General features: G+C 49.7%; 27 protein-coding genes. All 27 read left to right on the top strand.

Annotated elements, in window-relative coordinates:
• The first annotated feature begins 7 nt into the window (after positions 1-7).
• The 27 genes from tilS to ptsP all read left to right on the top strand — a co-directional run bounded on the left by tilS (position 8) and on the right by ptsP (position 23,263).
• The gene (tilS, locus tag K300_RS0100715; RefSeq protein WP_162139828.1) at positions 8-1,192 is read left to right on the top strand and encodes a tRNA lysidine(34) synthetase TilS; all 1,185 of its coding nucleotides are present in this window, start codon (positions 8-10) and stop codon (positions 1,190-1,192) included.
• Positions 1,193-1,325: 133 nt separating this feature from the next.
• A complete protein-coding gene (gene hpt, locus K300_RS0100720; protein WP_022849739.1) occupies positions 1,326-1,871 on the top strand; it encodes a hypoxanthine phosphoribosyltransferase in 546 nt (181 codons plus the stop codon).
• Positions 1,871-3,886, top strand: a complete 2,016-nt coding sequence (gene ftsH, locus K300_RS14090) for an ATP-dependent zinc metalloprotease FtsH (protein WP_022849740.1) — start codon at positions 1,871-1,873, stop codon at positions 3,884-3,886. The genes hpt and ftsH overlap by 1 nt, the downstream gene beginning before the upstream one ends.
• Complete coding sequence (gene folP / locus K300_RS0100730; protein WP_022849741.1) at positions 3,873-5,057, top strand: dihydropteroate synthase; 1,185 nt, start codon at positions 3,873-3,875, stop codon at positions 5,055-5,057. The genes ftsH and folP overlap by 14 nt, the downstream gene beginning before the upstream one ends.
• A complete protein-coding gene (cdaA, locus tag K300_RS0100735; RefSeq protein ID WP_022849742.1) occupies positions 5,050-5,823 on the top strand; it encodes a diadenylate cyclase CdaA in 774 nt (257 codons plus the stop codon). Before folP ends, cdaA begins: the two co-directional genes overlap by 8 nt.
• Positions 5,820-6,737 (top strand): CdaR family protein, encoded by a 918-nt coding sequence (locus K300_RS0100740; protein ID WP_022849743.1) that lies wholly within the window; start codon positions 5,820-5,822, stop codon positions 6,735-6,737. The genes cdaA and K300_RS0100740 overlap by 4 nt, the downstream gene beginning before the upstream one ends.
• Positions 6,734-8,095, top strand: a complete 1,362-nt coding sequence (gene glmM / locus K300_RS0100745) for a phosphoglucosamine mutase (RefSeq protein WP_022849744.1) — start codon at positions 6,734-6,736, stop codon at positions 8,093-8,095. The genes K300_RS0100740 and glmM overlap by 4 nt, the downstream gene beginning before the upstream one ends.
• A 1-nt stretch (position 8,096) precedes the next feature.
• Entirely contained in the window at positions 8,097-8,831 is a 735-nt protein-coding gene (locus tag K300_RS0100750) for a pyridoxine 5'-phosphate synthase (protein ID WP_022849745.1), read from the top strand.
• A gap of 6 nt (positions 8,832-8,837) precedes the next feature.
• Positions 8,838-9,179 (top strand): holo-ACP synthase, encoded by a 342-nt coding sequence (acpS, locus tag K300_RS0100755; RefSeq protein WP_022849746.1) that lies wholly within the window; start codon positions 8,838-8,840, stop codon positions 9,177-9,179.
• A gap of 45 nt (positions 9,180-9,224) precedes the next feature.
• Positions 9,225-9,956, top strand: a complete 732-nt coding sequence (kdsB, locus tag K300_RS0100760) for a 3-deoxy-manno-octulosonate cytidylyltransferase (RefSeq protein WP_022849747.1) — start codon at positions 9,225-9,227, stop codon at positions 9,954-9,956.
• Positions 9,949-11,580 (top strand): CTP synthase, encoded by a 1,632-nt coding sequence (pyrG, locus tag K300_RS0100765; protein ID WP_022849748.1) that lies wholly within the window; start codon positions 9,949-9,951, stop codon positions 11,578-11,580. The genes kdsB and pyrG overlap by 8 nt, the downstream gene beginning before the upstream one ends.
• Positions 11,581-11,583: 3 nt before the next feature.
• Positions 11,584-12,546 (top strand): KpsF/GutQ family sugar-phosphate isomerase, encoded by a 963-nt coding sequence (locus K300_RS0100770; protein ID WP_022849749.1) that lies wholly within the window; start codon positions 11,584-11,586, stop codon positions 12,544-12,546.
• The gene (locus K300_RS0100775) at positions 12,543-13,034 is read left to right on the top strand and encodes a KdsC family phosphatase (protein WP_022849750.1); all 492 of its coding nucleotides are present in this window, start codon (positions 12,543-12,545) and stop codon (positions 13,032-13,034) included. The genes K300_RS0100770 and K300_RS0100775 overlap by 4 nt, the downstream gene beginning before the upstream one ends.
• Entirely contained in the window at positions 13,007-13,585 is a 579-nt protein-coding gene (locus K300_RS0100780; RefSeq protein WP_022849751.1) for a hypothetical protein, read from the top strand. Before K300_RS0100775 ends, K300_RS0100780 begins: the two co-directional genes overlap by 28 nt.
• Positions 13,533-14,012: an LptA/OstA family protein gene (locus tag K300_RS0100785; protein WP_162139829.1), complete on the top strand. Its 480-nt coding sequence runs from the start codon at positions 13,533-13,535 to the stop codon at positions 14,010-14,012. Before K300_RS0100780 ends, K300_RS0100785 begins: the two co-directional genes overlap by 53 nt.
• On the top strand, positions 14,009-14,728 hold the full coding sequence (gene lptB / locus K300_RS0100790) for an LPS export ABC transporter ATP-binding protein (RefSeq protein WP_022849753.1): 720 nt from the start codon (positions 14,009-14,011) through the stop codon (positions 14,726-14,728). The genes K300_RS0100785 and lptB overlap by 4 nt, the downstream gene beginning before the upstream one ends.
• Positions 14,728-16,143, top strand: a complete 1,416-nt coding sequence (rpoN, locus tag K300_RS0100795; protein ID WP_022849754.1) for an RNA polymerase factor sigma-54 — start codon at positions 14,728-14,730, stop codon at positions 16,141-16,143. Before lptB ends, rpoN begins: the two co-directional genes overlap by 1 nt.
• A gap of 1 nt (position 16,144) precedes the next feature.
• Positions 16,145-16,678 (top strand): ribosome hibernation-promoting factor, HPF/YfiA family, encoded by a 534-nt coding sequence (hpf, locus tag K300_RS0100800; protein ID WP_022849755.1) that lies wholly within the window; start codon positions 16,145-16,147, stop codon positions 16,676-16,678.
• Between the two features lie 10 nt (positions 16,679-16,688).
• Positions 16,689-17,150, top strand: a complete 462-nt coding sequence (locus K300_RS0100805) for a PTS sugar transporter subunit IIA (RefSeq protein WP_022849756.1) — start codon at positions 16,689-16,691, stop codon at positions 17,148-17,150.
• Positions 17,151-18,152, top strand: a complete 1,002-nt coding sequence (gene hprK / locus K300_RS0100810) for an HPr(Ser) kinase/phosphatase (protein ID WP_022849757.1) — start codon at positions 17,151-17,153, stop codon at positions 18,150-18,152. It abuts the gene before it with no gap.
• Positions 18,152-19,003, top strand: coding sequence for an RNase adapter RapZ (gene rapZ / locus K300_RS0100815; RefSeq protein WP_022849758.1), 852 nt, complete (start codon positions 18,152-18,154; stop codon positions 19,001-19,003). Before hprK ends, rapZ begins: the two co-directional genes overlap by 1 nt.
• 4 nt (positions 19,004-19,007) lie before the next feature.
• Positions 19,008-19,412, top strand: coding sequence for a PTS sugar transporter subunit IIA (locus tag K300_RS0100820; protein ID WP_022849759.1), 405 nt, complete (start codon positions 19,008-19,010; stop codon positions 19,410-19,412).
• On the top strand, positions 19,409-19,903 hold the full coding sequence (locus K300_RS0100825) for a PTS sugar transporter subunit IIB (RefSeq protein ID WP_022849760.1): 495 nt from the start codon (positions 19,409-19,411) through the stop codon (positions 19,901-19,903). Before K300_RS0100820 ends, K300_RS0100825 begins: the two co-directional genes overlap by 4 nt.
• Positions 19,900-20,553 carry a PTS sugar transporter subunit IIC gene (locus K300_RS0100830; RefSeq protein ID WP_022849761.1) on the top strand — a complete coding sequence of 218 codons (654 nt, stop codon included), beginning with the start codon at positions 19,900-19,902 and terminating at the stop codon, positions 20,551-20,553. Before K300_RS0100825 ends, K300_RS0100830 begins: the two co-directional genes overlap by 4 nt.
• Complete coding sequence (locus tag K300_RS0100835) at positions 20,550-21,248, top strand: PTS system mannose/fructose/sorbose family transporter subunit IID (RefSeq protein WP_040462990.1); 699 nt, start codon at positions 20,550-20,552, stop codon at positions 21,246-21,248. The genes K300_RS0100830 and K300_RS0100835 overlap by 4 nt, the downstream gene beginning before the upstream one ends.
• Entirely contained in the window at positions 21,249-21,524 is a 276-nt protein-coding gene (locus tag K300_RS0100840; protein WP_022849763.1) for an HPr family phosphocarrier protein, read from the top strand.
• Entirely contained in the window at positions 21,521-23,263 is a 1,743-nt protein-coding gene (gene ptsP / locus K300_RS0100845; RefSeq protein WP_022849764.1) for a phosphoenolpyruvate--protein phosphotransferase, read from the top strand. The genes K300_RS0100840 and ptsP overlap by 4 nt, the downstream gene beginning before the upstream one ends.
• Positions 23,264-23,278: the final 15 nt, after the last annotated feature.

Here is a 23,278-nt window from a genome sequence, read left to right on the forward strand (position 1 = left end):
AAGAGAATTGATAGAGCACGAGGATAAACGTCTCCTCGTTGCTTTCTCCGGTGGAAAGGACTCCGCATCGCTTCTTCATTACCTTTGCTGTCGTGGTTATGATGTTTCCGCATGCCACGTTGACCACGGCATAAGGGGCGACAACGCCGTTTCGGACGCCCTTTTCTGCCGCAGCTTCTGCATTGAGCGTTCCATACCGTTTTATCTCTGTGAGGTCGATGTACCAGCTTTCGCCAGGGAAAGGGGACTCTCCCCCGAGCATGCAGCGAGAGAACTTCGCTACAGAGAACTGAGAAGGGTTCTGGATGAAAACGGGCTTGATCTGATACTCACCGCACATACGAAGAACGATGCTGTGGAATCCGTCTTCATAAGGCTTTTTCAGGGAGCTTCGGTTTTCAGTCTCGGTGTGTTCTCCGGTGGTGAAAGGCTCCATCGTCCAATGCTCAGCATATCAACTGAACAAGTGAATACATATAACTCCGATAACTCCGTTTCGCACATCTACGATGAAACCAATGATGACAATCGCTACATGCGCAACTGGATCAGGGGGAGCATCTTAAAGGTGCTGGAGGATGAACACCCTGAGTACATTGATAATATTCTAGGTCTGGCGGAGGATGCTTCCGCCATTAGCGATGAGGTGAACAGGCAGTTGCCCGTTATCTCAAGGACTGCCGAGAACGGGGATACGGCTGAACTTGAGGAATTCAACCATCTGAGAAACTACGAAAAAAGGCAGTTTCTTCGAAACATGTTTATCAACCGCTTCCGTGCAGAGAGAAGGCATATCAATGATGCTCTATCACTTCTATCCGGTTCTGATTCCAGAAGGCTTAATATGCCGGACGGATTTATCTTCGAGGTCTCCTGCGGTGTGATAAGGCTCTTTGACTCTGGAATGATCTCAGATTTTGAGATCGTGAAGCCTGCAGGTGTAAAAAGCATCGAAGTACCTTCGAGAAATGTTGTTGCCACCTTTTCAGAATCCTTGACAGAGAAGCGGATTTTGCTTAGAAACAGGCGTGCAGGTGACAGGCTTGGAGCTAAAAAGCTCAAGGATATTCTATCGGAAAGAAGGCTCCCTCTTTTTGACAGGGACAGGCTGATCCTGTGCGAAAGCGAAGAAGGGATTGTATTTGTTGAAAATATTTTCTGTAATGATAATATACACCTGGACTTCTCCTGATGAAAAAGTAAGCGAATTCCTATAACCCATCGTTTTACAATGGTCGGAGATTTTTTAAAAAAATACCGGGAAAACCTCAAAAAAGCTTGTGGGAAGGCTGTGGTTTCCCTATAAATATTACTTTGGAGGAGACGTGAAGAAACATACCCTTGCGGAGTTTATCTCGGAAGAGGAGCTTCGTGCAAAGGTTGTAGAGCTCGGCAAAAGTATAAATGAAGCCTATGCCGGGAAGGAACTGCTTATTGTCGGTGTTCTCAAGGGGTCCTTCATCTTCATGGCGGATCTTGTGCGGGAACTTCATGAACCAAAAGTTGAAACAGCTTTCATGACTGTATCCAGTTACAGGGGGGCAAGCACAAAATCGAGCGGATCGGTTCAGCTCGTTTGTGATATCGACAGACCCCTCAAGGATACCCATGTGCTCATAGTCGAAGACATCATAGACTCAGGCTATACGATCAACTATCTCAGCGATGTTATTAAGGTTCGTGAGCCTGATTCTGTAGGTGTATGCGCACTTCTTGACAAACCCTCAAGAAGGATAAAAGACTTCCAGGCCGATTTTATCGGCTTTGAGATACCTGATAAGTTCGTTGTGGGCTACGGCCTCGATTACGACGGCAAATACAGGAACCTGAAAAACATATCGATTGTTAAATTCGACGGCGTGGAGGAGTAATGAACAACAATCTCTATAAGAATATGGCGCTTTGGCTTGTTATAGCCTTTATTATGGTGTTTCTGTTCAATGTTATCTCAGAAACCCAGAGCGTCCTGAAAGATATATCCTATTCCGACTTCGTTCAGGCGGTGCAGAAGGGGGAAGTGGAATCGGTTACCATTAAGCAGAACAAGCTCACAGGAGTGTTCATCGAAGGGGGGCAGTTCGAAAGCTATTCTCCCGATGACCCCAACCTTGTAAGCATGTTGCAGGAAAACAACGTCCGCATTACCGCAAAGCCGCCAGACAGGAGCCCCTGGTACATGCAGGTGCTTATCTCGTGGCTTCCTATGCTTCTGCTCATCGGTGTATGGATCTTCTTCATGCGCCAGATGCAGGGTGGCGGCGGAGGCAAGGCCTTCAGCTTCGGAAAGAGCAAGGCCAAGCTTCTAACCAAAGACCAGCAGAAGGTTACATTCAAGGATGTAGCAGGTGTTGAAGAGGCGAAGGAAGAGCTTGAGGAGATTATCGAATTCCTCAAGGATCCCCATAAATTCCAGAAACTCGGCGGTAAGATACCTAAGGGCGTGCTCCTTGTGGGGCCTCCCGGAACGGGTAAAACCCTTCTCGCCAGAGCGGTCGCAGGAGAGGCAGGCGTAAACTATTTCAGCATAAGCGGTTCGGACTTCGTGGAGATGTTCGTGGGTGTCGGTGCCTCAAGGGTGCGGGACCTCTTCGAGCAGGGTAAAAAGAATGCCCCCTGCATCATCTTCATGGACGAGATCGACGCCGTCGGCCGTCACAGAGGCGCAGGCCTTGGCGGAGGGCATGACGAGCGTGAGCAGACACTTAACCAGCTCCTTGTGGAGATGGACGGATTCGAATCCAACGAGGGTGTTATCCTCATTGCGGCAACCAACCGCCCCGATGTACTTGACCCCGCTCTGCTTCGCCCCGGACGTTTCGACAGGCAGGTTGTTGTACCCAGACCCGACATGAACGGACGCCTTGAGATCCTTAAGGTGCATACTGGTACGGTGAACCTGGCCGATGATGTGGATCTCACAAACGTCGCCAAGGGTACCCCCGGTTTTGCTGGTGCAGAGCTTGCAAACCTTGTTAACGAGGCCGCCCTTATCGCCGCAAGGAAGGATAAGGAGAAGGTGGATCTTGAGGACCTCGAAGAGGCGAAGGACAAGGTTATGATGGGTAAGGAGCGTAAGAGCATGGTGCTCAAGGATGCGGAGAAGGAAACCACCGCATACCATGAGGCTGGTCACGCCATCGTTGCCAAGATGGTTAAGGAGGCGGATCCCGTTCATAAGGTGAGCATCATACCGAGGGGAATGGCTCTTGGTATTACCCAGCAGCTCCCCGAGGATGACAGGCACATGTACTCCAAGGAATATATGGAGGCTATGCTGGCTGTACTTATGGGTGGACGCTGTGCAGAGGAGCTTATCTACGACAGGCTCACCACCGGTGCCGGTAACGACATAGAACGTGCCACGGACATATCACGCAAGATGGTTTGCTCCTGGGGTATGAGCAAGAAGATGGGACCTCTGGCCTACGGCAAGAAGGATGAGCAGGTGTTCCTCGGTAAAGACCTTGGAAGCGCAAAGGATTACAGCGAGACCACAGCTGTTCTCATAGATGACGAGATAAAGCAGTTTGTTATGGGTGGGCACAACACCGCCTATACCATACTTAAGGAAAATATTGGGCTTCTCCATGCCACAACAAGACTGCTACTTGATAAAGAAACCATTGATGGTAAAGAGATAGAAGATCTCATGCAAAGGATTGAGTCCGGCGAGATAGATGAGGAAATGCTCAAACCTGTTAAGCATATTTCAGGCGAGAATGCAGTTCCGAACAATGGAAACCCTGTTAAGCCCGAGAAGCAGGAATCCGAGAAGCAAGAATCCGCGAAGCAGGAATCCGAGAAGCAAGAATCCGCGAAGCAGGATGAAGAGAAGACCGAATCATCCGAATCGAACAAAGAAGCAGAAGAAGTTGAGGCTAAGTGAACTAAAACCTGAAAAAGAAAGAATAGAATACGAACTGCGGAAAATCGGGGTCGACCCCTACGCCCTATCCATGCGGGATAAGGGCGTTTCCGCAGTTTATAAGCTCTATAGCCTTACTCCGGGGCAGGGTAACATAATCAAGCAAGAGGCACTCGCCTCTGGAATTGATGCGGCGGTATGCAGAGGGTGTATCAACTGCACGGTGGATGCCACAGATGTCCTGCTGCTCGGTTCCCGCCGCGGTTTACGCATCCTGAGTGAAAGACTACTGAAACAGCCCTTCGGTCTGGCAGAAGCCGGAAGAAGAATAAGCGAACAGCTGAATAAAACATCTATCAAAAGATTAATCCATCGAAGCGGTGAAATATCACTGGATAAAACCCTCCTAATGGGCATTATTAATCTTACACCCGATTCTTTCAGCGATGGAGGGGTTTATCTTGATCCCGACAATCTTAATAAAAGAATTGAAGAGTTCATCAATTATGATGTTGAAATAGCGGATATCGGCGGAGAATCCTCCCGCCCCGGCGCTGAGCAGGTTTCTGCGGAAGAAGAGATCGAGAGGATCCTTTCTCCACTGCTCAAGTTGAAAGAAGCGGGTATGACAGTTTCGGTGGATACAGTAAAAAGTTCTGTAGCTGCTAAGGCTTTAGAGAATGGAGCCGATATTATAAATGATATAAGCGGTTTTAACTACGATCCGGATCTTGCCGGGGTCTGTGCGGAGCACGGGGCGGCAGTCTGCCTTATGCATATGAAAGGGGAACCGGGTACGATGCAGGATAACCCCAGTTACGACAACCTTCTGGACGAGGTTAAGAGCTCCCTTGAGGTGTCCATTGAGACCGCACTAAAAGCTGGTATCAGTGAAGAATCCATAATTTTGGATCCGGGCTTTGGCTTCGGCAAAACAATTGAACATAACTACGCACTTCTAAAATATATCGGTGAGTTTAAATCATGGGGGCTCCCCCTTCTTGCGGGTGTCTCCAGAAAGTCTATGATAGGCAGGGTTGTTAAGGGCGAAAGCAGGCTTGCCGGCACACTCGCCGCAGAGACCGCCGCAGTTCTCGGCGGAGCAGATATTATACGGGCACACGACATACCCGAAACAAGGGATATGTTAACAGTTGCAGATATGATCAAAGGAGCAGAGGCGAATGCCTGACTTTATCCCTGTGGTAACCCTTTACGACATTGTGGACATTGCGATCATATCCTTTGTGATATACCGTCTTCTTCTGCTCATTCGGGGAACCAGAGCACTCCAGATGCTCTCCGGCGTTCTTGTCCTTGTCCTCATATCTTTCTTCTCTAAATACATGGGACTGCGCACCACTACATGGGTGTTGAGCAATTTCACAGGTTACCTTTTTATCACCCTGATAGTCCTGTTTCAGCCTGAGATACGAAGAGCTCTGGCAGTATTTGGTGAAACCCGTGTACTGGGAAACCCCAATAAATCAACGGTTAAAGTGCTCGATGAGCTTGTGCGGGCGGCGAGTATCCTTGCAAACAGGCAGATCGGCGCACTAGTGGTTTTGGAAGGCAATACAAACCTGAGCCATTATATTGAGACAGGTGAGCCCATCGATGCCATAGTATCCAAGGAGATGCTTATAAGCATCTTTATCCCGTATTCACCACTCCATGACGGAGCCGTAATAATAAAAGACGGCCTTATCGAGCGGGCGGGCTGCATATTGCCGCTTAGTAAGAAAACCGATATAGGAAACAACTACGGAACACGCCATAGGGCGGCACTCGGCATAACCGAGGAGACCGATGCTGTATGTGTTGTAGTCAGCGAAGAGAAAGGCTCTATAACCATAGCCCACAACGGTGTACTCTCCGAGGAGCTGGATGCGGAGCAGCTTAAGGTCAGGCTCAAGGAGCTTTACGAACCCGAGAAGAGGAACGGTAAGAAGAAATGACAAAGAATATTCACTTGAAGATACTCTCAGTTATTATCGCTCTTGCCCTCTGGTTCAGCCTTGTCAGCGGCGAATATCAGGAGTTCAGCGTTTACGCTCCGGTGAAGCTGAAGAATATGCAGGAGGACTACGTAGCTGTGACAGATGACAGCCACGTAACCATCGTTGCAAAGGCTCCGAGAGCCACAGTAAAGAATATCGATTATAACGGCATCGCCATTGAGGTGGATGTCTCCAAGCTTAATCCTGGTGATACTTACCATCGCCTTGACGAGAGCGAGATAAAGATTCCCCCCGGTATGCAGATAGTACGTGTGGAGCCCGAAGGTATAAGCATCACAGTGGATACACTTATCAAGAAGTCTGTGGAGGTCATACCGACTTTCATCGGCGATCCCCATCCAGGCTTCAAGGTGGGAACAATATCTGTGTTTCCTGAAACCGTTGAAATCGAGGGTGCACGTAAGAAACTCACCGCGGTAAGCTCTGTGGAGACCCTTCCGGTTAATATCTCCGGCAGGAGCAGCAGTATAACATACAGCATCGGCATGAAGGAGACGGACGGAGTAAAATCATTCTACCCTGAACAGGTCGAGGTTGTTGTAAGTTTTAAGGAAAATATCGTTGAAGAGACCGTGGAGGATATAAAGGTTACACCTGTTAACCTTCCCGAAGGCTTCAGTGCCGAGGTGACAGACAATGTCACAGTCAAGGTTCGAGGTCGAAACGATCTCCTCGTTAGCGATTATATAAATGATAAGTTCAAATTCTTCGTAGACATGAGCGAAACGGATTCCGCCGGTAAATACCTTAAAGAGGTAAGCTACAGGGAGTTCAAAGGTTTTGAGATACTCAGCATACAGCCCACCAGAGTCCGGCTCATGGTTGAGAAGGATGAAGGGGATTCCAGATGAGAAAATATTTCGGAACAGACGGAGTGCGTGGAAAAGCGAACGTCTTTCCAATGACCGCTTCCTTTGCTCTCAGGCTCGGGCAGGCAGCGGCTCAGCAGTTTAAGAACGGTAAAAAAGTACATAGAATAGTGATCGGCAAGGATACCAGGATATCGGGCTATATGTTCGAGAACGCTCTGGTATCCGGCATATGCTCCATGGGTGTTGATGCGATCCTTGTGGGAGTTCTCCCCACCCCCGCCATTGCATTCATAACCAGAAGCCTGAGGGCGGATGCGGGGGTTGTCATCTCCGCCTCCCATAACCCCTATCAGGATAACGGTATCAAGTTCTTCTCCTCAGAGGGCTACAAGCTCCCCGACGAAGTTGAGCTGAGTATAGAGAAACGTACCGAGGAGATTATCGAAGGTGGCGAGGTATCCATACATGAGGATCGTATAGGGAAGGCCTACCGCATCGATACCGCTGTGGGGCGTTATGTGGAGTTCGCCAAGAACACCTTCGACAAGGACATAGACCTGAAGGGTATGAAGATGGTGGTGGACTGCGCTAACGGTTCCAACTATAAGGTTGCTCCGATGACGATGATAGAGCTCGGTGCGGATGTTAAGACCATCGGTGTGGAGCCGAACGGCTTTAACATCAACGACAATGTAGGCTCTGTATATGCGGATAACGTTGCAGACAAGGTTAAAAACAGTGATGCGAATGTGGGTATATCCTTCGATGGTGATGCGGACAGGGTTATATTCTGCGATGAGAACGGAGAGATCGTTGACGGCGATATCCTCATGGGGATCTGCGCCAGGCAGATGAAAGCGGAGGAGCGTCTTAACAAGTCCACCATGGTGGCGACCGTTATGAGCAACTACGGCTTTGAAAAGTCTATGAACTCCGTGGGAGTACAGGTTGTGCGCTGTGGAGTGGGGGACAGGTATGTCCTCGAGAGGATGCGTGAGGGTGGCTACAACCTTGGCGGCGAGCAGAGCGGACACATCATCTTCTCAGACTATAACACCACCGGAGACGGCCTCATAAGCGCTCTGCAGGTGCTCAAGGTTATGCAGAGAACGGGTCGCCCTCTCAGCGAGCTCAAGAGATTTATTGAGCTGTATCCTCAGGTACTTAAGAACGTGTATGTTGACAGAAAGGTTCCAATCTCCGAGCTACCCTCCACAAAGAAGCTCATAGCCTCCGTTGAGGATAAGCTTGCCGGAACGGGGAGGGTGCTTGTGCGCTACTCCGGAACGGAGAACAAGCTTCGTGTAATGGTAGAGGGTGCAGACAGAGGGGATATAGAGGGCTTCGCCGATGAGATAGGCGAGGCGGCAGTGAAAGAGATAGAGAGGGCTGGCTGATATGATAAAGCTCGGCATTAATATAGACCATGTGGCAACCGTTCGTGAGGCAAGGAAAGGGCACGAGCCTGACCCCGTTCAGGCGGCGCTTTTGGCGGAGCTGGGCGGTGCGGATGGAATAACCGTACACCTGCGTGAGGATAGAAGGCATATAAACGAGCGTGATGTACGGCTTCTGCGTGATACGATAAATACTCGCCTCAATCTTGAGATGGCGTGCAGTGACGAAATCATCGATATTGCCTTTGATGTTCTCCCCGATGCCTGCACCCTGGTTCCAGAAAAGCGTCAGGAGCTCACCACAGAAGGTGGGCTGGATGTTGTATCCAATTTCGATACAGTAACATACACGGTGCGCAGGCTCATGGAGCGGGGGATCGATGTCAGCATATTTATAGACCCTGACGAGGAGCAGATCGCCGCCGCCTTTAAGACGGGTGCGAAATATATTGAGCTTCATACCGGCCGCTATGCGGATACGAAGGGCTTCGAGAGAAGGGATGAGCTAACCAAGCTCACCACGGCGACCGAGTTTGCCATGAATACGGGCTTCATCGTGAATGCAGGGCACGGGCTCGACTACTGGAACGTTCAGGATGTTGTCTCCATAAGGGGGATGCATGAGGTCAATATTGGCCATTCCATAATATCCAGAGCGGTTTTCACAGGCCTTGAGCGTGCCGTTCGTGACATGCGCAATGTCATAGATCGTGCCGCCCACCACGCCGGAGTATAACCTGCGATGCTGGGCTGTGACATTGTAGAGCTGGACAGGATCCGGCGTGCCCACGGGCGTTTTGGCGACAAGTTTATTGATAAAATCCTATCCAAAAGGGAGAAAGAGGTCTTCTTGACCAGAAAAAAATCCTCCATCTCCTACCTTGCCGGAAGGTTCGCTGCAAAGGAATCCATTGCGAAATCTTTAAAAACCGGTTTGGGATCCACATGGTTTTATGATATAGAGATACTCAGCGGAGAACGAGGAGAGCCGCTGGTGTATATCTGCGGTGAACGCAGAGAGGATATCGAGGTATCCATATCCCATGGCAGGGACTATGCTGTCGCTGTCAGCCTTATCCGGTAGTTCTCCTTATCCTGTAAGACAATACCATTTCTAAAGAGGAAATATATGAGTGCTGTAGTTATTCCCGCAAGGTACGCCTCCTCCCGTTTTCCCGGAAAAGCTCTGGCAAAGATCGGCGGAGTTCCTATGATACTTCATGTTGCGGAGCGGTGCCTTCGTTCCAAAGCGGACAGGGTTATCGTTGCCACTGATGATGAGAGGATCCTCTCTGTATGTGAGAGTATGGAAGGGCTTGAGGTTTCCATGTCCGATCCTTCAATCCCTTCCGGTACGGACAGGGCGGCAGCGGTTACAAAATACGTAGATGATGATATAGTAATAAATGTGCAGGGTGATGAACCCTTCATAGATCCCGAGCTTATCAATGCTCTCATAGACGACCTTGAGGCTAACAGTGCTGTTAATATGAACACCGCCTGCGTTCTTTTTGCAGAGGGCGAGGATCCGGGTGATCCGAACTCCGTCAAAGTTGTTATGGACAGGGACGGATTTGCATTGTATTTTTCCCGTTTGCCCATCCCCTATGACAGGGACGTAATAGGTGTGGACAGATACAGGCATATAGGGATATACGGTTACAGGAAGGACTTTTTGCAGAAGTTCGCCTCCCTTGAACCCGCTCTCATGGAATCCGCCGAAAAGCTGGAACAGCTAAGGGCGATGGAATCCGGCGAGCGCATCAGGGTTATAAAAACAACATACAGGCCCATCTCCGTTGATACGGAGGAGGATCTGAAAAAAGCTGAGGAATATTATAAAGGACTGAATAATGGCTAAGTATATTTTTGTTACAGGCGGAGTGCTATCCTCCCTCGGAAAAGGTATTACAGCGGCATCTCTGGGCGCACTTCTCGAGTCCAGAGGCTACAGGGTCACCATAAAGAAGTTCGACCCCTATCTTAACGTGGATCCGGGTACTATGAGCCCGATCCAGCATGGCGAGGTTTTCGTAACCGAAGACGGCGCAGAAACGGATCTGGATCTGGGGCATTACGAGCGTTTCCTCAGCGGGAACACATCGAGCCACAACAACTACACCACGGGCAAGATATATAAGTCCGTCATCGATAAGGAGCGAAGAGGGGACTACCTCGGAGCGACAGTGCAGGTTATCCCCCACATAACCGATGAGATTAAGTCCAACATCCGTGCAGGATCGGAGGACTACGACATTGTTATGGTGGAGATAGGCGGTACTGTGGGCGATATCGAAAGTCTCCCCTTCCTGGAGGCTATAAGACAGTTCCGTTTCGATGAGGGGGAGGAGAACGTTCTATACACCCACGTAACCCTTGTCCCGTATATGAAGAAGGCTGGCGAGCTTAAAACCAAGCCCACCCAGCACTCCGTTAAGATCCTCCGTGAGATCGGTATACAGGCGGATATCCTCGTGTGCCGTTCGGAATACCCCCTTAATGAGAGCTACAGGAAGAAGATAGCCCTCTTCTGCAACGTATCCCAAAGCTCCGTTATAAACGCCATAGATGTCGGCACCATTTACGAGGTACCCCACAAGATGGCTAAGGAGGGTATAGACCGCCTTGTTCTCAAGAAGCTACAGCTCGAGGAGAAGGAGAGCGATCTCAGCACATGGGAGGACATCGTTTATCACATCAAACAGCCCGAGGATTCGGTTAATATCGGCGTCGTGGGCAAGTATGTGGAGCTTAAGGATGCCTACATAAGTATCAGCGAAGCCCTTATGCACGGTGGTATCGGCAACAGGCTGAAGGTTAATGTTGAGTGGATCGATTCAGAGGATCTTGAGGTCAAAAACCCGGGCAGGTTCCTTGATCATCTGGACGGTGTGCTTATACCGGGCGGTTTCGGCGACAGGGGTATCGAGGGCAAGATAAACGCTGTAAACTTCTCCAGAATTAAAGATATACCCCTCTTTGGAATATGCCTCGGCCTACAGTGTATGGTAATCGAGTATGCGAGAAACGTACTCAAGCTTGAGGATGCTAACAGTGTGGAGTTCGATCAGGAAACTCCTCACCCTGTAATAGATTATATGAAGGACCAGAAGAATATAGAGAACCTCGGCGGGACTATGCGTCTAGGCTCATACAACTGCCGTCTCGAGAAAAACAGCACGGCGAGCAGTGCCTACGGTGAGGAGAACATCGCCGAGAGACACCGCCACAGGCTCGAGTTCAACAACGACTATAAAGAGGACTTCCGCAAGGGTGGGCTCCATGTTACAGGTCTTAACGTTGAGAACGACCTCGTTGAGATCTTCGAGCTTAAAACCCACAGATGGTTCCTCGGATGTCAGTTCCATCCGGAGTTCAAATCAAAGCCCACAAAGCCCCATCCCCTTTTCAAGAGCTTCATAAAGGCTTCGTACAGGTTTAAGCAGGAGAAGATTGAGAACTCCGAACCCGAAGAGGCGCTGTAGAATATGGATCTCCTAGGAACGGGTAAAAAGACTATACAGACAGAGATAGACGCCCTGGAGAAGATTATGAACGGCCTTAACGGAAACTTCGTTGAGGCTGTTGATCTTATATACGCCTGCGAAGGTCGGGTTGTTGTTACCGGAATGGGTAAATCCGGCCTCATAGGCAAGAAGATTGCCGCAACCCTTGCCAGCACCGGAACACCATCCCTCTTCCTGCATCCTGCCGAAGGTGTGCATGGTGATCTGGGTATGCTTGTTCGGGGTGATCTGGTAATAGCCCTCTCAAACAGCGGCGAAACAAGGGAGATTCTGGATATACTCCCCATAATCAAGCGCTTCAATATCCCCCTTGTCTCCATTGTGGGAAAGAAGGATTCCACACTGGCGAGAAAGAGCAACTGCTCCATCGATGCTGGCGTGGAGAAGGAGGCATGCCCCCTCAACCTTGCGCCTACAGCGAGTACCACAGCTGCTCTGGCCGTTGGTGATGCTTTGGCTGTAGCACTCCTTGAGAAGAGGGGATTCAACCAGGATGATTTTGCAGTCTTCCACCCCTCAGGAACACTGGGCAAAAAGCTTCTTCTCAAGGTGGAGGATATCTTCAATTCCGGTGATAATGTGCCGATGGTAACACCCGATACGAAGGTGTCCGAGGCTGTGCTTGAGATAAGCACAAAGGGCTTCGGTTGTACCGCTGTGGTAGATGAAAATGGTGTTCTCATAGGGATACTTACCGACGGCGATCTGCGTAGGGGACTTGAGAAGTACAAGGATATATTCTCCCGCAACGTTAGCGAGGTCTACACCCCAGGACCCAAGAAGATCAAAAAGACCGCCATGGCTGCCAAGGCGCTTGCGGTTATGGAGGAGTTTTCCATCACAAGCCTGCTTACTGTTGATGATGACGGGAAACCGGATGGTATAGTCCATCTTCACGACCTGCTCAGGGCGGGACTTGCATGATAAAGGCTCTTTTCCTTGATGTTGACGGTGTCCTCACCGACGGCAAGATCATATACAACGAGAAGGGGGAGGAGACCAAGCACTTCAACGTGCAGGACGGTCTCGGAATAAAACTCGCCCAGAAGGCGGACATCGAGGTTATAGTTATCTCCGGCAGACACTCCATAGTTACCGATCTCCGCTCCAAGGAGCTCGGCATAGAGCGTATTCATACCGGTGTTAAGGACAAGGAGAGGCTCTTTCAGGAGATAATCGCCGAGCTTGGCATCAAAAGCACAGAGTGCGCCGCCATGGGGGACGACATTAACGATATGGGTATGCTCCGTGCAGCCGGTTTATCTGCAACGGTTTGCGGTGCTCCGGACTACGTTAAGGACACTGCAGACTACGTTTCAACCCTCCCCGGCGGAGGTGGAGCTGTTCGGGAGTTTATTGAGGAAATACTAAAAAGGTGCGGCGTGTGGGACGATATACTCGCCTCCTTCTGATCGCAGGGGTTATAACAGCCGCAGTATATATATTCCTTTCACCCAAAGGGGAGCTTAACCGCACCCGAAGCGCCCCGGAGGAGAACGTCTTCCTTATAAACGACTTTTCCATGTCAAAGGCCGAGGGTTCCGGTACTTATATAATAAACGCCGCATCAGCGCAGGTATATAGAGATAACAACAGCCTGTTGCTGAACGATTTTGATATTGACTATTCCTCCGAAGAGACAGATTTTTACGCAGAGGGGGAAAAGGGCGTATATATTGAGAATGAGGGGCTCGAGTCCGAGGGGCGGATCACCGGCCATGCGGACGGTGTGAGCTTTGAAACGGGTGATAACGGCCGCTTTCTATACGACTTTCAGGAGGGTGAAGGCCTCCTTGAAAATGATGTTGTTTACAGACAGGGTCAAAACGTAATAAGATCAGACAGATCACTTATGAAAACCAAAGAAGGCATCACGGAGTTTGATGGAAATGTCAGCGTTATATACGGTGTTGAGAACAGTATTTCTGGCGGTTCTTCTGACGCTTCCCGCAGCGGCGGCTGAAACACAGCAGGACAACAGCACTGCCGCAGGGCCTGTTCGCATTGAGGCGGACAGTATGCGCCACTACAGGGACAGAAGCGTCTCTGAGTTCAGGGGTAACGTGTACATGAAGGGTAACGGCATGGAGATGCGTTCGGAAGCCTCTGATGTCTATCTTGAGGGCACCTCTGCCGTTGACAGGGTTGTCTCCACCGGAAACGTAAGGATAAACGGCGAGGATATGCGTGCCATATCAGAAAGGGCGGAGATCTTCGTTCGGGAAAACCGTGTGATCCTGACGGGTAATGTACGCATATGGCAGGCGGACAACTATCTCGAGGGTGAGAAGGTTGTTATGAACTCTGAAACCGGGGAACTCAATGTGGACAGCGGCGGGGAAAACCGGGTTAAGATTATCTTTTCCCCTGCGGAGGAAAGCAAGGAGTGAGCCTTAGAGCCGAGGAACTCAGAAAATCCTTTAAGAAGAGAAGGGTGGTTAACGGTGTTTCCCTTAACGTTGAAAGGGGGGAGATCGTAGGGCTTCTCGGACCGAACGGTGCGGGCAAGACCACAACCTTCTATATGATCGCAGGGATCATAAAGTCCGACGGCGGCTCCGTTTACCTGAACGAAAAGGATATAAGCAGAAGCCCCATACATGTCCGCAGCAGGAGCGGGATAGGCTACCTCCCTCAGGAGGCCTCTGTTTTCCGTAAAATGAGTGTTTATAATAATATATACGCCTCCCTCGAGCTTAAGTTCAGCGACAGGGGGTATATAGAGTCACGCACAAAGGAGCTTATCGGCGATTTCGGTCTGGAGAAGGTCGCCCAGTCACCCGGCTATGCCCTCAGCGGAGGGGAGCGCAGGCGGGTGGAGATAGCACGCTGCATCGCAGGTGAGCCGGACATCATAATGCTGGATGAGCCCTTTTCAGGGATCGACCCCATATCTGTGGCGGATATCCAGCAGATGATTTTCCGCCTCAAGGAGATGGGGCTGGGTGTTCTGATAACGGATCATAACGTGCGTGAGACCCTTAGAATAACCGACAGGGCGTATATCATAGCGGACGGGAACGTTCTGACCCATGGAAACCCTGCGGATATAATCAGGAACGAGGAAGTTATAAATCGATATCTAGGCAAGGATTTTGAAATCTGATGGCTGGTAAACTGAACCTGGGATTACAGGCCAAACTTTCACAGAAGCTGCTGATCACTCCGCAGATGAAGCAGTCCCTCTCTATCCTGCAGATGCCTATAACTGAGCTTGTTCAGGAGCTTGGAAGCTACCTAGAAGAGAATCCCGTTCTGGAAGAGAATCAGGAGGGGGAGGACAGAACCCCGGAGAGTGAGAAGGAGCCCGAAGAGAAGGATACCAAGCTGAGTGACGAACTCCTCAAGGTGGATTGGGATGAATACTACCGTGACAGCGGTGAGGTTCAGTATAACCCCAGCGACGATGAGGGTTATGACCTTGAGAAGTTTGTCAGCAGATCGGAAAGCCTCCATGACCACCTCATGTTCCAGCTTCGCATATGCGGTCTTGGTGAGCGTGCCGAAGATATCGGTGAATACATCATCGGAAGTCTGGATGAAAACGGCTACTTCGTTACCCCGGTGGAGGAGATCGCCGCGGTTATGAACTGCAGTGAACGGGAGGTAGAGGATGTTCTAGAGGTTATCAAGGGTTTTGAGCCTGCCGGAATAGCCAGTTCCACCCTTAAGGAGTGCATCGCCTCCCAGCTGGAGGGTCTAGGTACCGAGCCTGTATATATTGAGTTTATAGCTGAGCTCCTTGAAAACTACGAGCAGGAGCTCTGCTCCTTCCAGTATGACGAGATCCTGCAGGAGCTCTCCATCGAGCAGGATACCTTCGAATACCTAATATTCCTCATGCGCAAAACCGACCCACGTCCTGGGCTCTCCTTCCAGAAGGGGACGAACCATCATGTGGTTCCGGATGTATATATCGTGCGCAAGGATGAGGAGTTTGATGTTGTGCTCAACGAGGAGGGGATGCCCTCTCTGCGCACCAGTGCCTATTACCTTAAGATGCTCCAGACCAAGGATGTTGATGCCAAAACCAAAGAGTATCTTGAGGAAAAGGTTAAAAATGCTGTATGGTTGATTAAGAGCCTTAATAAGAGACAAAAGGCGATATATCGTGTAGTTCGTGCTATCATAGAAGCACAGAGGGAGTTTTTCGAGAACAAGTCGAAACACCTCAAGCCGCTGAAACTGCGGGATATTGCCGAGGTTACCGAGTTGCATGAGTCCACTGTAAGCCGGGTTACTTCGGGTAAGTATGCTATGACCGCCCAGGGGGTTGTTGAGCTGAAGTCCTTTTTCGTTAAAGGGCTCGATTCCTCCGGCGGGGATGTCTCCACGGACAGCATCAAGGAGATGATAAACTCCATAGTGGAGCAGGAACCGAAGGAGAGCCCCTACAGCGATCAGAAAATTGTGGAAATTTTACAGAAAAAAGGTATAAAAATTGCACGGCGTACCGTCGCCAAATACAGGGATGAGCTATCTATCCCCACAAAATCACAGAGAAAACGAGCCAGGAGGTAACATGCACGTACAAATAACCGCAAGAAACATCGAACTTACTGATGCAATCAGGGATTATGCGGAGAAGAAGGTTACCAAACTTTCAAAATATTTCGACCAAATCACCGAGGCAAATGTAACCCTTGAGGTTCAAAAGAATGTCCATATCGTTGATATTCTCATAAGTGCCAACGGTGTTCTTATGAAGGGCCTTGAGAGATCCGAGGATCTTTATGCTTCCATAGACCTTGCAGTGGACAAGATCGAAAAGCAGCTTGTTAAATACAAGGAAAAGCTCCAGAGCAGAAAGCTCATGGACAAGGATTTCAGAGAGCCCCTTAAGCTCAACGTTCTCGACACCCAGAGCTTCGATGAGGAAACCCCCAGAATCATCATATCCAAGGATATCCCCGTTAAGCCCATGGATGTTGAAGAGGCCGTTATGCAGATGGATCTTCTGAATAAGAACTTCTTTGTTTTCCGCAATGCTCTGCTTGGCGAGATCAGCGTTGTTTACAAGAGGGACGACGGCAATATCGGACTCATAGAGTCCTAGGGGTTATTTGATGACGCTTGCGGAATATGTCGACGAAGAGCGGGTGCTGGATTCTCTGAAAGCAGGAACCAAGGACGATATCCTCAAGGAGCTTGTGGACTACCTTGACGGCAAAAACCTTCTGAAGGACAGGGATAAGACCCTGAATGCCCTTTTGGAAAGGGAGAAGCTGAGTAGTACGGGTGTCGGCGAAGAGGTTGCCATACCCCATGCGAAGCTTCCGGACATTGATGATATAATCATCCTTGTTGCCCTCTCCAGAGAAGGGGTGGACTTTGATTCATCGGACGGAAGGGATGTTAAGATCTTCTTCCTTGTCCTCGCACCCGAGAAGCAGATGAACCTGCACCTTAAGACCCTCGCAAGAATCAGCAGACTGATCAAGGCTTCCGGATTCAAGGAAAAAGCTCTGGCCGCTGGCAGCAGTGCCGAGGTATGCTCCATCCTTGCCGAAGAGGATGCCGGGTTGTAAATGGACAGAATACCCGTTTCTGAACTTCTTTCAGAGCAGGCTAAGCCTCTCCGACTCAAACTGATTTACGGAAAAGGACAGGTACGGGAAAGATATATAACAAGTTTCAGAATCCAGAAACCGGGGCTCGGTCTCGCCGGGTATACGGAACATATACACGGGGGCCGGGTTCAGATTCTGGGAAATACAGAGATATCATACCTTAAAACTCTATCCTCAGAAAAAAGAGCTTTCTCCATCAGCAATCTCGCAAGGCGGGGGCTCTGCTGTTTCGTGGTTACCAAAAACCTTAACATTCCTAAAGAGCTTCTCTCCGCCGTGAGGGAGCATGACATACCACTCCTGAGAACCGATCTTGTCAGCTCGAAGGCAATAGAGGAGATAACGGCCTATCTAAGTGAACGCCTCGCACCCGAGACAACCACCCACGGTGTCATGATGGATGTCTTCGGAATCGGTACGCTTATACTGGGGCGTAGCGGTATCGGCAAGAGCGAATGTGCTGTTGAGCTCATCAAACGGGGGCACAGGCTGGTGGCGGATGATGCCGTTACTGTGCGCAAGAAGCAGGATTACCTTGTTGCTTGCAGTAACGACCTTCTGCGCCATCACCTTGAGGTACGTGGACTGGGAATCCTCAACATTAAGGATATGTTCGGCGTTACGGCTATACGACAGAAGAAGAAGGTCGAGATGGTTATCCGCTTTGTGGACTGGGACGAGGCCGAGGGCTACGACAGGCTCGGGCTCGAGCGTAATACCTACGAACTCCTCGACACAATGCTCCCCATGATAATCCTACCCATCACAGCGGGGCGCAATATGGCTGTTATCGTAGAGGTTGCGGCAAGGAACCACCTGCTTAAGCTTATGGGCTACGATTCCGCCAGAGACTTCTCCGAAAGGCTTATGAAGCGGATAAACCCGGGGAGAAAGAGTGATTACGAAACCTTTGAGGAAGAGATCATAATGCGAAACATCATGGACCGGGGGGAGGAGTAGTGTATAATATCTCCCTCGTGGTGCTCACAGGTCTTTCCGGTGCGGGTAAATCCATTGCGGCAAATGTCCTTGAGGATCTCGGGTACTACACCATAGACAACCTCCCCCTTGTGCTCCTTGAGAAGTTTGTGGAGGTGGTCTTTGACCTGAATATGGAGGTCAGCAAGGTTGCCCTCATAATCGACTCCCGAAGCAGGGATAGCGCAAGGGCGTATGAGATAATCCGGATGCTCAAGAAGAGTTACAACGCCAAGGTTATCTTCATGTACGCCGATGATGAGATACTTATCCGCCGCTACAAGGAGACGAGAAGAACCCATCCGCTGGGTGAGAACCTTGTGGACGCCATCAGGGAGGAGCGTGAGAACCTTAAGGAGATCAGGGATATATCCGATCTCACAATCGACACCTCCCAGACAAACGTCCACGAGTTTGCCAAGTATCTTGAGGAGTATTTCAGGGACGCCGAGGGACCCTCTCTAAATATAACAGTGCAGTCCTTTGGTTTTAAATACGGAGTACCCCTTGATTCGGATCTCCTATTTGATGTAAGATTTTTGAAAAATCCGCATTTTGTGGATGAACTTCGGGACTTCACCGGCAAGGACAAAAGGGTTGCGGATTATGTTCTGCTGGACAGCAAGACGAAGAAGTTTCTGCAGAAGCTTAAAGGGATGCTTAACTTCCTGATACCAAACTATATTGATGAGGGGAAACGCTTTCTCACCATCTCCATAGGATGCACAGGCGGAAGGCACAGATCCGTGGCTATTGTGGAATTTATCTCGAAGTATCTGAATAAAAAGACTAACTTTAAAGTAATAACTAAGCACAGAGATATGGACAGGTGATCTGATGATTGGCATAATATTAGTAACGCATGGAAATTTTGGTGCGGAGCTCCTCCGTACTGCGGAGATGATAGTCGGAGCGCAGGATGGTGTTGAGACTATCGCAATGCAGAACGGCTCCTCCCTTGTGGATATTGCAGATGAGATCGAGAGTGTAATATCCAAATATGAGGATAGCGGGGCCATCGTTTTTACGGATATGTTCGGAGGAAGCCCCTCCAATATTGCGATGGCCTATCTGGGCTCCAGAAACGTTGAGGTTGTTTCAGGGATTAATTTACCCTTGCTTATTAAGGCTTTCAGCGTTAGAAAAGAGAATAAGTCATTGCGAATGATGTGCTCCGAATGCGCAGAATCGGGGCGTGAAAGCATAATAGTTGCTGGAGAGCTGCTTAAAGACCGTTCATGAAAAAGATTATCTTCAGGGTAGACGACAGGCTGATCCACGGGCAGGTCATTGAGGGTTGGATTAAGTATTACAAGATCCACCACGTCAGTGTAGTCAGTGATCGTGTGGCCGGAGACGCCCTCCAGAAGATGATCTTCGAAAGTTCCCTCCCGCCGGGATGCGAACTTGAAATTGAATCCCTTGATGATTTCATAGACAGCTTTACCAAAGAGGAGCATGGAAAGGAGTTCTTCCTTGTTCTGCTCGAATCCGTTAACGACCTCTACAAATGCATGGAGCTTATCGACAGCGATATATATGTGAACATAGGCTGTGTGGCGAGCCGTGAGCATAAGGTGGAGGTATCCAATACCGTTTTTCTTGACCTCTCGGAGATCGAGATGGTCAGCATCATCAGAAACAAGGTGGATGTTTATATCCACAAGGTCCCATGGGAGCCCAGCGTTGAGATACGCAACTTCTCTCGTCTGTTGAGGGGCGGTCTCTCATGAAGATGTTTCTGCTTCTCGTCTATTCGGGGCTGATAACCGTAGACAGGGGAGCAGGATTCAACCTGATGATCTCCCGCCCCATAGTAGTCTCCGTTGTTATAGGCTCCATGTACGGCTACGTGTTGGAGTGTTTCCTTGCGGGACTTCTGTTTGAGATTATAGGGCTTGTGGATGTTCCTGTGGGAACAAGGATAACGAAGGACGACAGCTTCGGTGCCTATGCGGCGAGCCTGTTAATCTCCTTCCATGCGGTCACCAGCATGAGCAACTATATCCTCGGGCTTCTTCTCATACTAGTGGTGATGTTCCCTGTGACCTATTCCGAACAGATAAGTAGACAACTCAATAAAGCCCTTTATTTGCGGGAGCTTAAGAAGGGGGAGCGTTTTAGCGCCTCAAAGCTTATCCATTCCGGGCTTATCATACATTTCTTTCAGGGGATGGTTGTATACAATCTGGCTTTTGTTGTTATCTTCTTCGTTTATGATCAGCTTACAAACTTTCTTCCATGCAAGGATAATTTTACACCATATCTGGTGTTCACCTTCATGTTCCTCAGCGGGTTCCTTCTTCGTTTCCTTTCGGGGAGCAGTGCAGTCAAATATATGCTTTTCGTTGCGGGAGCTGCCGCAGGGTGGGTGCTTATATGAAAAGAAGCTCCGCACTCTTTAAGAGCCTGTACTATCATGCATCGCTCAACCATGAAAACATGCAGGGAACGGGTTTCTGCTGGCTTCTTCGGGATCTGAACAGATCAAACGATCTCGGCATCGATGAGGAAACTTTCCAGAAACAGAGGGAGTACTTCAACACCCACCCATTTCTGGTCAACTTCGTCCTTGGAATGTGGGTTAAGGAGTATCAGGAAAACTCTAAGCCGGATCTCATGAAGAAGGCTTACTCATCCGCCTTCGGCGCACTCGGGGACAGCTTCTTCGGGCACTCCCTCCGGCCGCTGGCATTTGTTCTTGCAGCTTTGGCAGGTCTTTACAACCCTCTTATCGGTGTTCTTGTATACCTGCTTTTCTTTAACACTTTTCATCTCTCCTTTCTGCTGATGGGTCTTGATATAGGCCACAGCCTCGGCAAGGAGGTTATAACATGGTTCAACAGGATTAAGTTCAACCGATGGCCTGTCCGTTTCGATATGCTTTCGGTTTTTTTACTCGGCTTTTTTATATCGGCGCTCTTCCGGACGGAGGTTGATGTTAATGTCGACCTTTTCTTTCTGGGGGCGGGGTATGTCCTTCTCGGGATAGCCATAGGCAAACGGGTGGATATTGTGCTTGGTCTGGTTATAAATCTAATGATCAGCGGATTGATCTTTTTTACTATGGGGGTTTAGATGTCCGAAGGTAACCGGAGTATAGAGATTATCAACGAGCTTGGGCTCCATGCCAGAGCAGCGGCGGGCTTTGTTAAGGTTGCGGAGAAGTTCAGCTCGGAGATAAAGGTTAAGAAGGACGGCGTAGAGGTGAACGGCAAAAGCATTATGGGCCTTATGATGCTGGCCGCCCAAAAGGGGACCAGTATCGAGGTTATCGCCGCCGGAGAGGATGCAGAAGAGGCACTTGATGCCATCTGTGGTCTTGTCTCGGATAAGTTTGGAGAGGAAAAGTGAAAGAGATCAAAGGGATTGGCTCCTCTGAAGGGATCATCATAGGAACATGCTACCTCCTCGATCGTGAGAACGTGAGCGTTATGCGCCGCACTATCACGGAGGAGGAGACAGACATGGAGATTGAGCGTCTCAGTGAGGCCTTCAATAAGGCCATAGCCTACATGGAAGACGTTAAGTCTATGAGCATGGATGATTTGAGCGAAAGCCATTCACTGATATTCGACGTATACCTGATGCTCCTGAAGGATGAAACGCTGGCTGGTGAAAGCCGCCGCATTATATCGGAGAATCTGGTAAACGCCGAATACGCCCTGAATCTGGCGGGAAAGAACCTTATGGCGTCCTTTGAAGCGTCTAATAACGAGTATCTCAGGGAAAGAAAAAACGATATTCACCATATAGTTCAGAAGGTTCTGCGTTTTCTTACAGGGCATGAGTATGACAGGCTCGAGAGTGTTCAAGATGGGGCTGTTGTTGTTGCGCATGATTTATCCCCCTCGGACACAACGCATATGGTGCGCCAGAAGATAAAGGGCTTTGCCACCGATCTGGGGAGCCGTGTTTCCCATACATCGATCCTCGCAAAATCCCTCGGCCTTCCGGCCGTTGTGGGTATAGGCAGTGTCACCGAGTTTGTTCAGAACGGTGAGACTGTCATCATCGACGGCTTTGAGGGGCTGGTAATCGTTAACCCCGATGAGGAGACCCTTGAGGAGTACAGACGCAAAGAGGAACGATATCACGCATACATAAAATCCCTTGAGAAGCTTAGGGATGCAGAGGTTAAGACCCTGGATGAGCGGGACGTGTTCCTCTACTCAAACATCGAGCTTAACGATGAGATATACCTCTCCACCATGAACAATGCCGCCGGTATAGGTCTTTACAGAACGGAATATATCTACCTCCAGCACGGAGACGTAAGCGAGGAGAAGCAGTTTGAGATACTTAAAGAGGCCGTGGAGCTGAACAACGGCAAGCCCATAACCGTTAGAACCTTCGACCTCGGTGGTGAGAAACTCTCCGGAAAGATGCCCCATCCCGATGAGCAGAACCCTGTCCTCGGACTTCGTGCCATAAGGTATTCCCTGCGTTTCAGGGAGTTTTTCATCAAACAGATGAGGGCTATCATGCGCAGTGCCGTTTACGGCGATGTTAAGGTTATGTTCCCCATGATATCCGGCATGGATGAGCTTTTGCGGGCGAAGGAGGCCTTTGCCGAGGCGGCGGAATCCCTGCGGCTGGAGGGTGCGGACTACCGTGATGACCTTCCGCTCGGTGTTATGATGGAGCTCCCCTCCCTTGCGATCATCAGCGATATGATAGCAAAGGAGGTGGACTTCATGAGTGTAGGCACAAACGACCTCATCCAGTACACCCTTGGCATAGACCGGAATAACGAATACGTTGCATACCTTTACAGACCGGCGCATCCCGCAGTACTGAACCTGCTTTTCAATATTATCGAGAGTGCAAAGAGGGAAGGGGTTGAATGCTCCGTATGCGGCGAGATCGCAGGCGAGCCGAAGTACATCCCCATTCTGCTGGGGCTAGGTTACAGGCATCTCAGCATGAGCCCTGCGCATATCCTTAAGGCTAAGAAGCTCATAAAACAGCTTGATACGGCGAAGTGCCGTGAGCTTGTGGAGGAGCTTAAAACCTGCCGCACCTCACCCCTTGCTGAGGAGATGGTTATGGAGTTCATCAAGACCAGCGGAGAGGGTGTATACTTCAGCTAGACAAAAAAGTCTGGC

This window comes from Limisalsivibrio acetivorans (assembly GCF_000421105.1).
GTDB classification, from domain to species: Bacteria; Chrysiogenota; Deferribacteres; order Deferribacterales; family Geovibrionaceae; genus Limisalsivibrio; species Limisalsivibrio acetivorans.

What these genes read in the sequence shown, in the direction of transcription:
- ftsH (WP_022849740.1), top strand. Translation starts at nt 1,871, where the DNA reads ATGAACAACAATCTCTATAAGAATATGGCGCTTTGGCTTGTTATAGCC.
- cdaA (WP_022849742.1), top strand. Translation starts at nt 5,050, where the DNA reads ATGCCTGACTTTATCCCTGTGGTAACCCTTTACGACATTGTGGACATT.
- K300_RS0100740 (WP_022849743.1), top strand. Translation starts at nt 5,820, where the DNA reads ATGACAAAGAATATTCACTTGAAGATACTCTCAGTTATTATCGCTCTT.
- glmM (WP_022849744.1), top strand. Translation starts at nt 6,734, where the DNA reads ATGAGAAAATATTTCGGAACAGACGGAGTGCGTGGAAAAGCGAACGTC.
- K300_RS0100750 (WP_022849745.1), top strand. Translation starts at nt 8,097, where the DNA reads ATGATAAAGCTCGGCATTAATATAGACCATGTGGCAACCGTTCGTGAG.
- acpS (WP_022849746.1), top strand. Translation starts at nt 8,838, where the DNA reads ATGCTGGGCTGTGACATTGTAGAGCTGGACAGGATCCGGCGTGCCCAC.
- kdsB (WP_022849747.1), top strand. Translation starts at nt 9,225, where the DNA reads ATGAGTGCTGTAGTTATTCCCGCAAGGTACGCCTCCTCCCGTTTTCCC.
- pyrG (WP_022849748.1), top strand. Translation starts at nt 9,949, where the DNA reads ATGGCTAAGTATATTTTTGTTACAGGCGGAGTGCTATCCTCCCTCGGA.
- K300_RS0100770 (WP_022849749.1), top strand. Translation starts at nt 11,584, where the DNA reads ATGGATCTCCTAGGAACGGGTAAAAAGACTATACAGACAGAGATAGAC.
- K300_RS0100775 (WP_022849750.1), top strand. Translation starts at nt 12,543, where the DNA reads ATGATAAAGGCTCTTTTCCTTGATGTTGACGGTGTCCTCACCGACGGC.
- rpoN (WP_022849754.1), top strand. Translation starts at nt 14,728, where the DNA reads ATGGCTGGTAAACTGAACCTGGGATTACAGGCCAAACTTTCACAGAAG.
- hpf (WP_022849755.1), top strand. Translation starts at nt 16,145, where the DNA reads ATGCACGTACAAATAACCGCAAGAAACATCGAACTTACTGATGCAATC.
- K300_RS0100805 (WP_022849756.1), top strand. Translation starts at nt 16,689, where the DNA reads ATGACGCTTGCGGAATATGTCGACGAAGAGCGGGTGCTGGATTCTCTG.
- hprK (WP_022849757.1), top strand. Translation starts at nt 17,151, where the DNA reads ATGGACAGAATACCCGTTTCTGAACTTCTTTCAGAGCAGGCTAAGCCT.
- K300_RS0100820 (WP_022849759.1), top strand. Translation starts at nt 19,008, where the DNA reads ATGATTGGCATAATATTAGTAACGCATGGAAATTTTGGTGCGGAGCTC.
- K300_RS0100825 (WP_022849760.1), top strand. Translation starts at nt 19,409, where the DNA reads ATGAAAAAGATTATCTTCAGGGTAGACGACAGGCTGATCCACGGGCAG.
- K300_RS0100830 (WP_022849761.1), top strand. Translation starts at nt 19,900, where the DNA reads ATGAAGATGTTTCTGCTTCTCGTCTATTCGGGGCTGATAACCGTAGAC.
- K300_RS0100835 (WP_040462990.1), top strand. Translation starts at nt 20,550, where the DNA reads ATGAAAAGAAGCTCCGCACTCTTTAAGAGCCTGTACTATCATGCATCG.
- K300_RS0100840 (WP_022849763.1), top strand. Translation starts at nt 21,249, where the DNA reads ATGTCCGAAGGTAACCGGAGTATAGAGATTATCAACGAGCTTGGGCTC.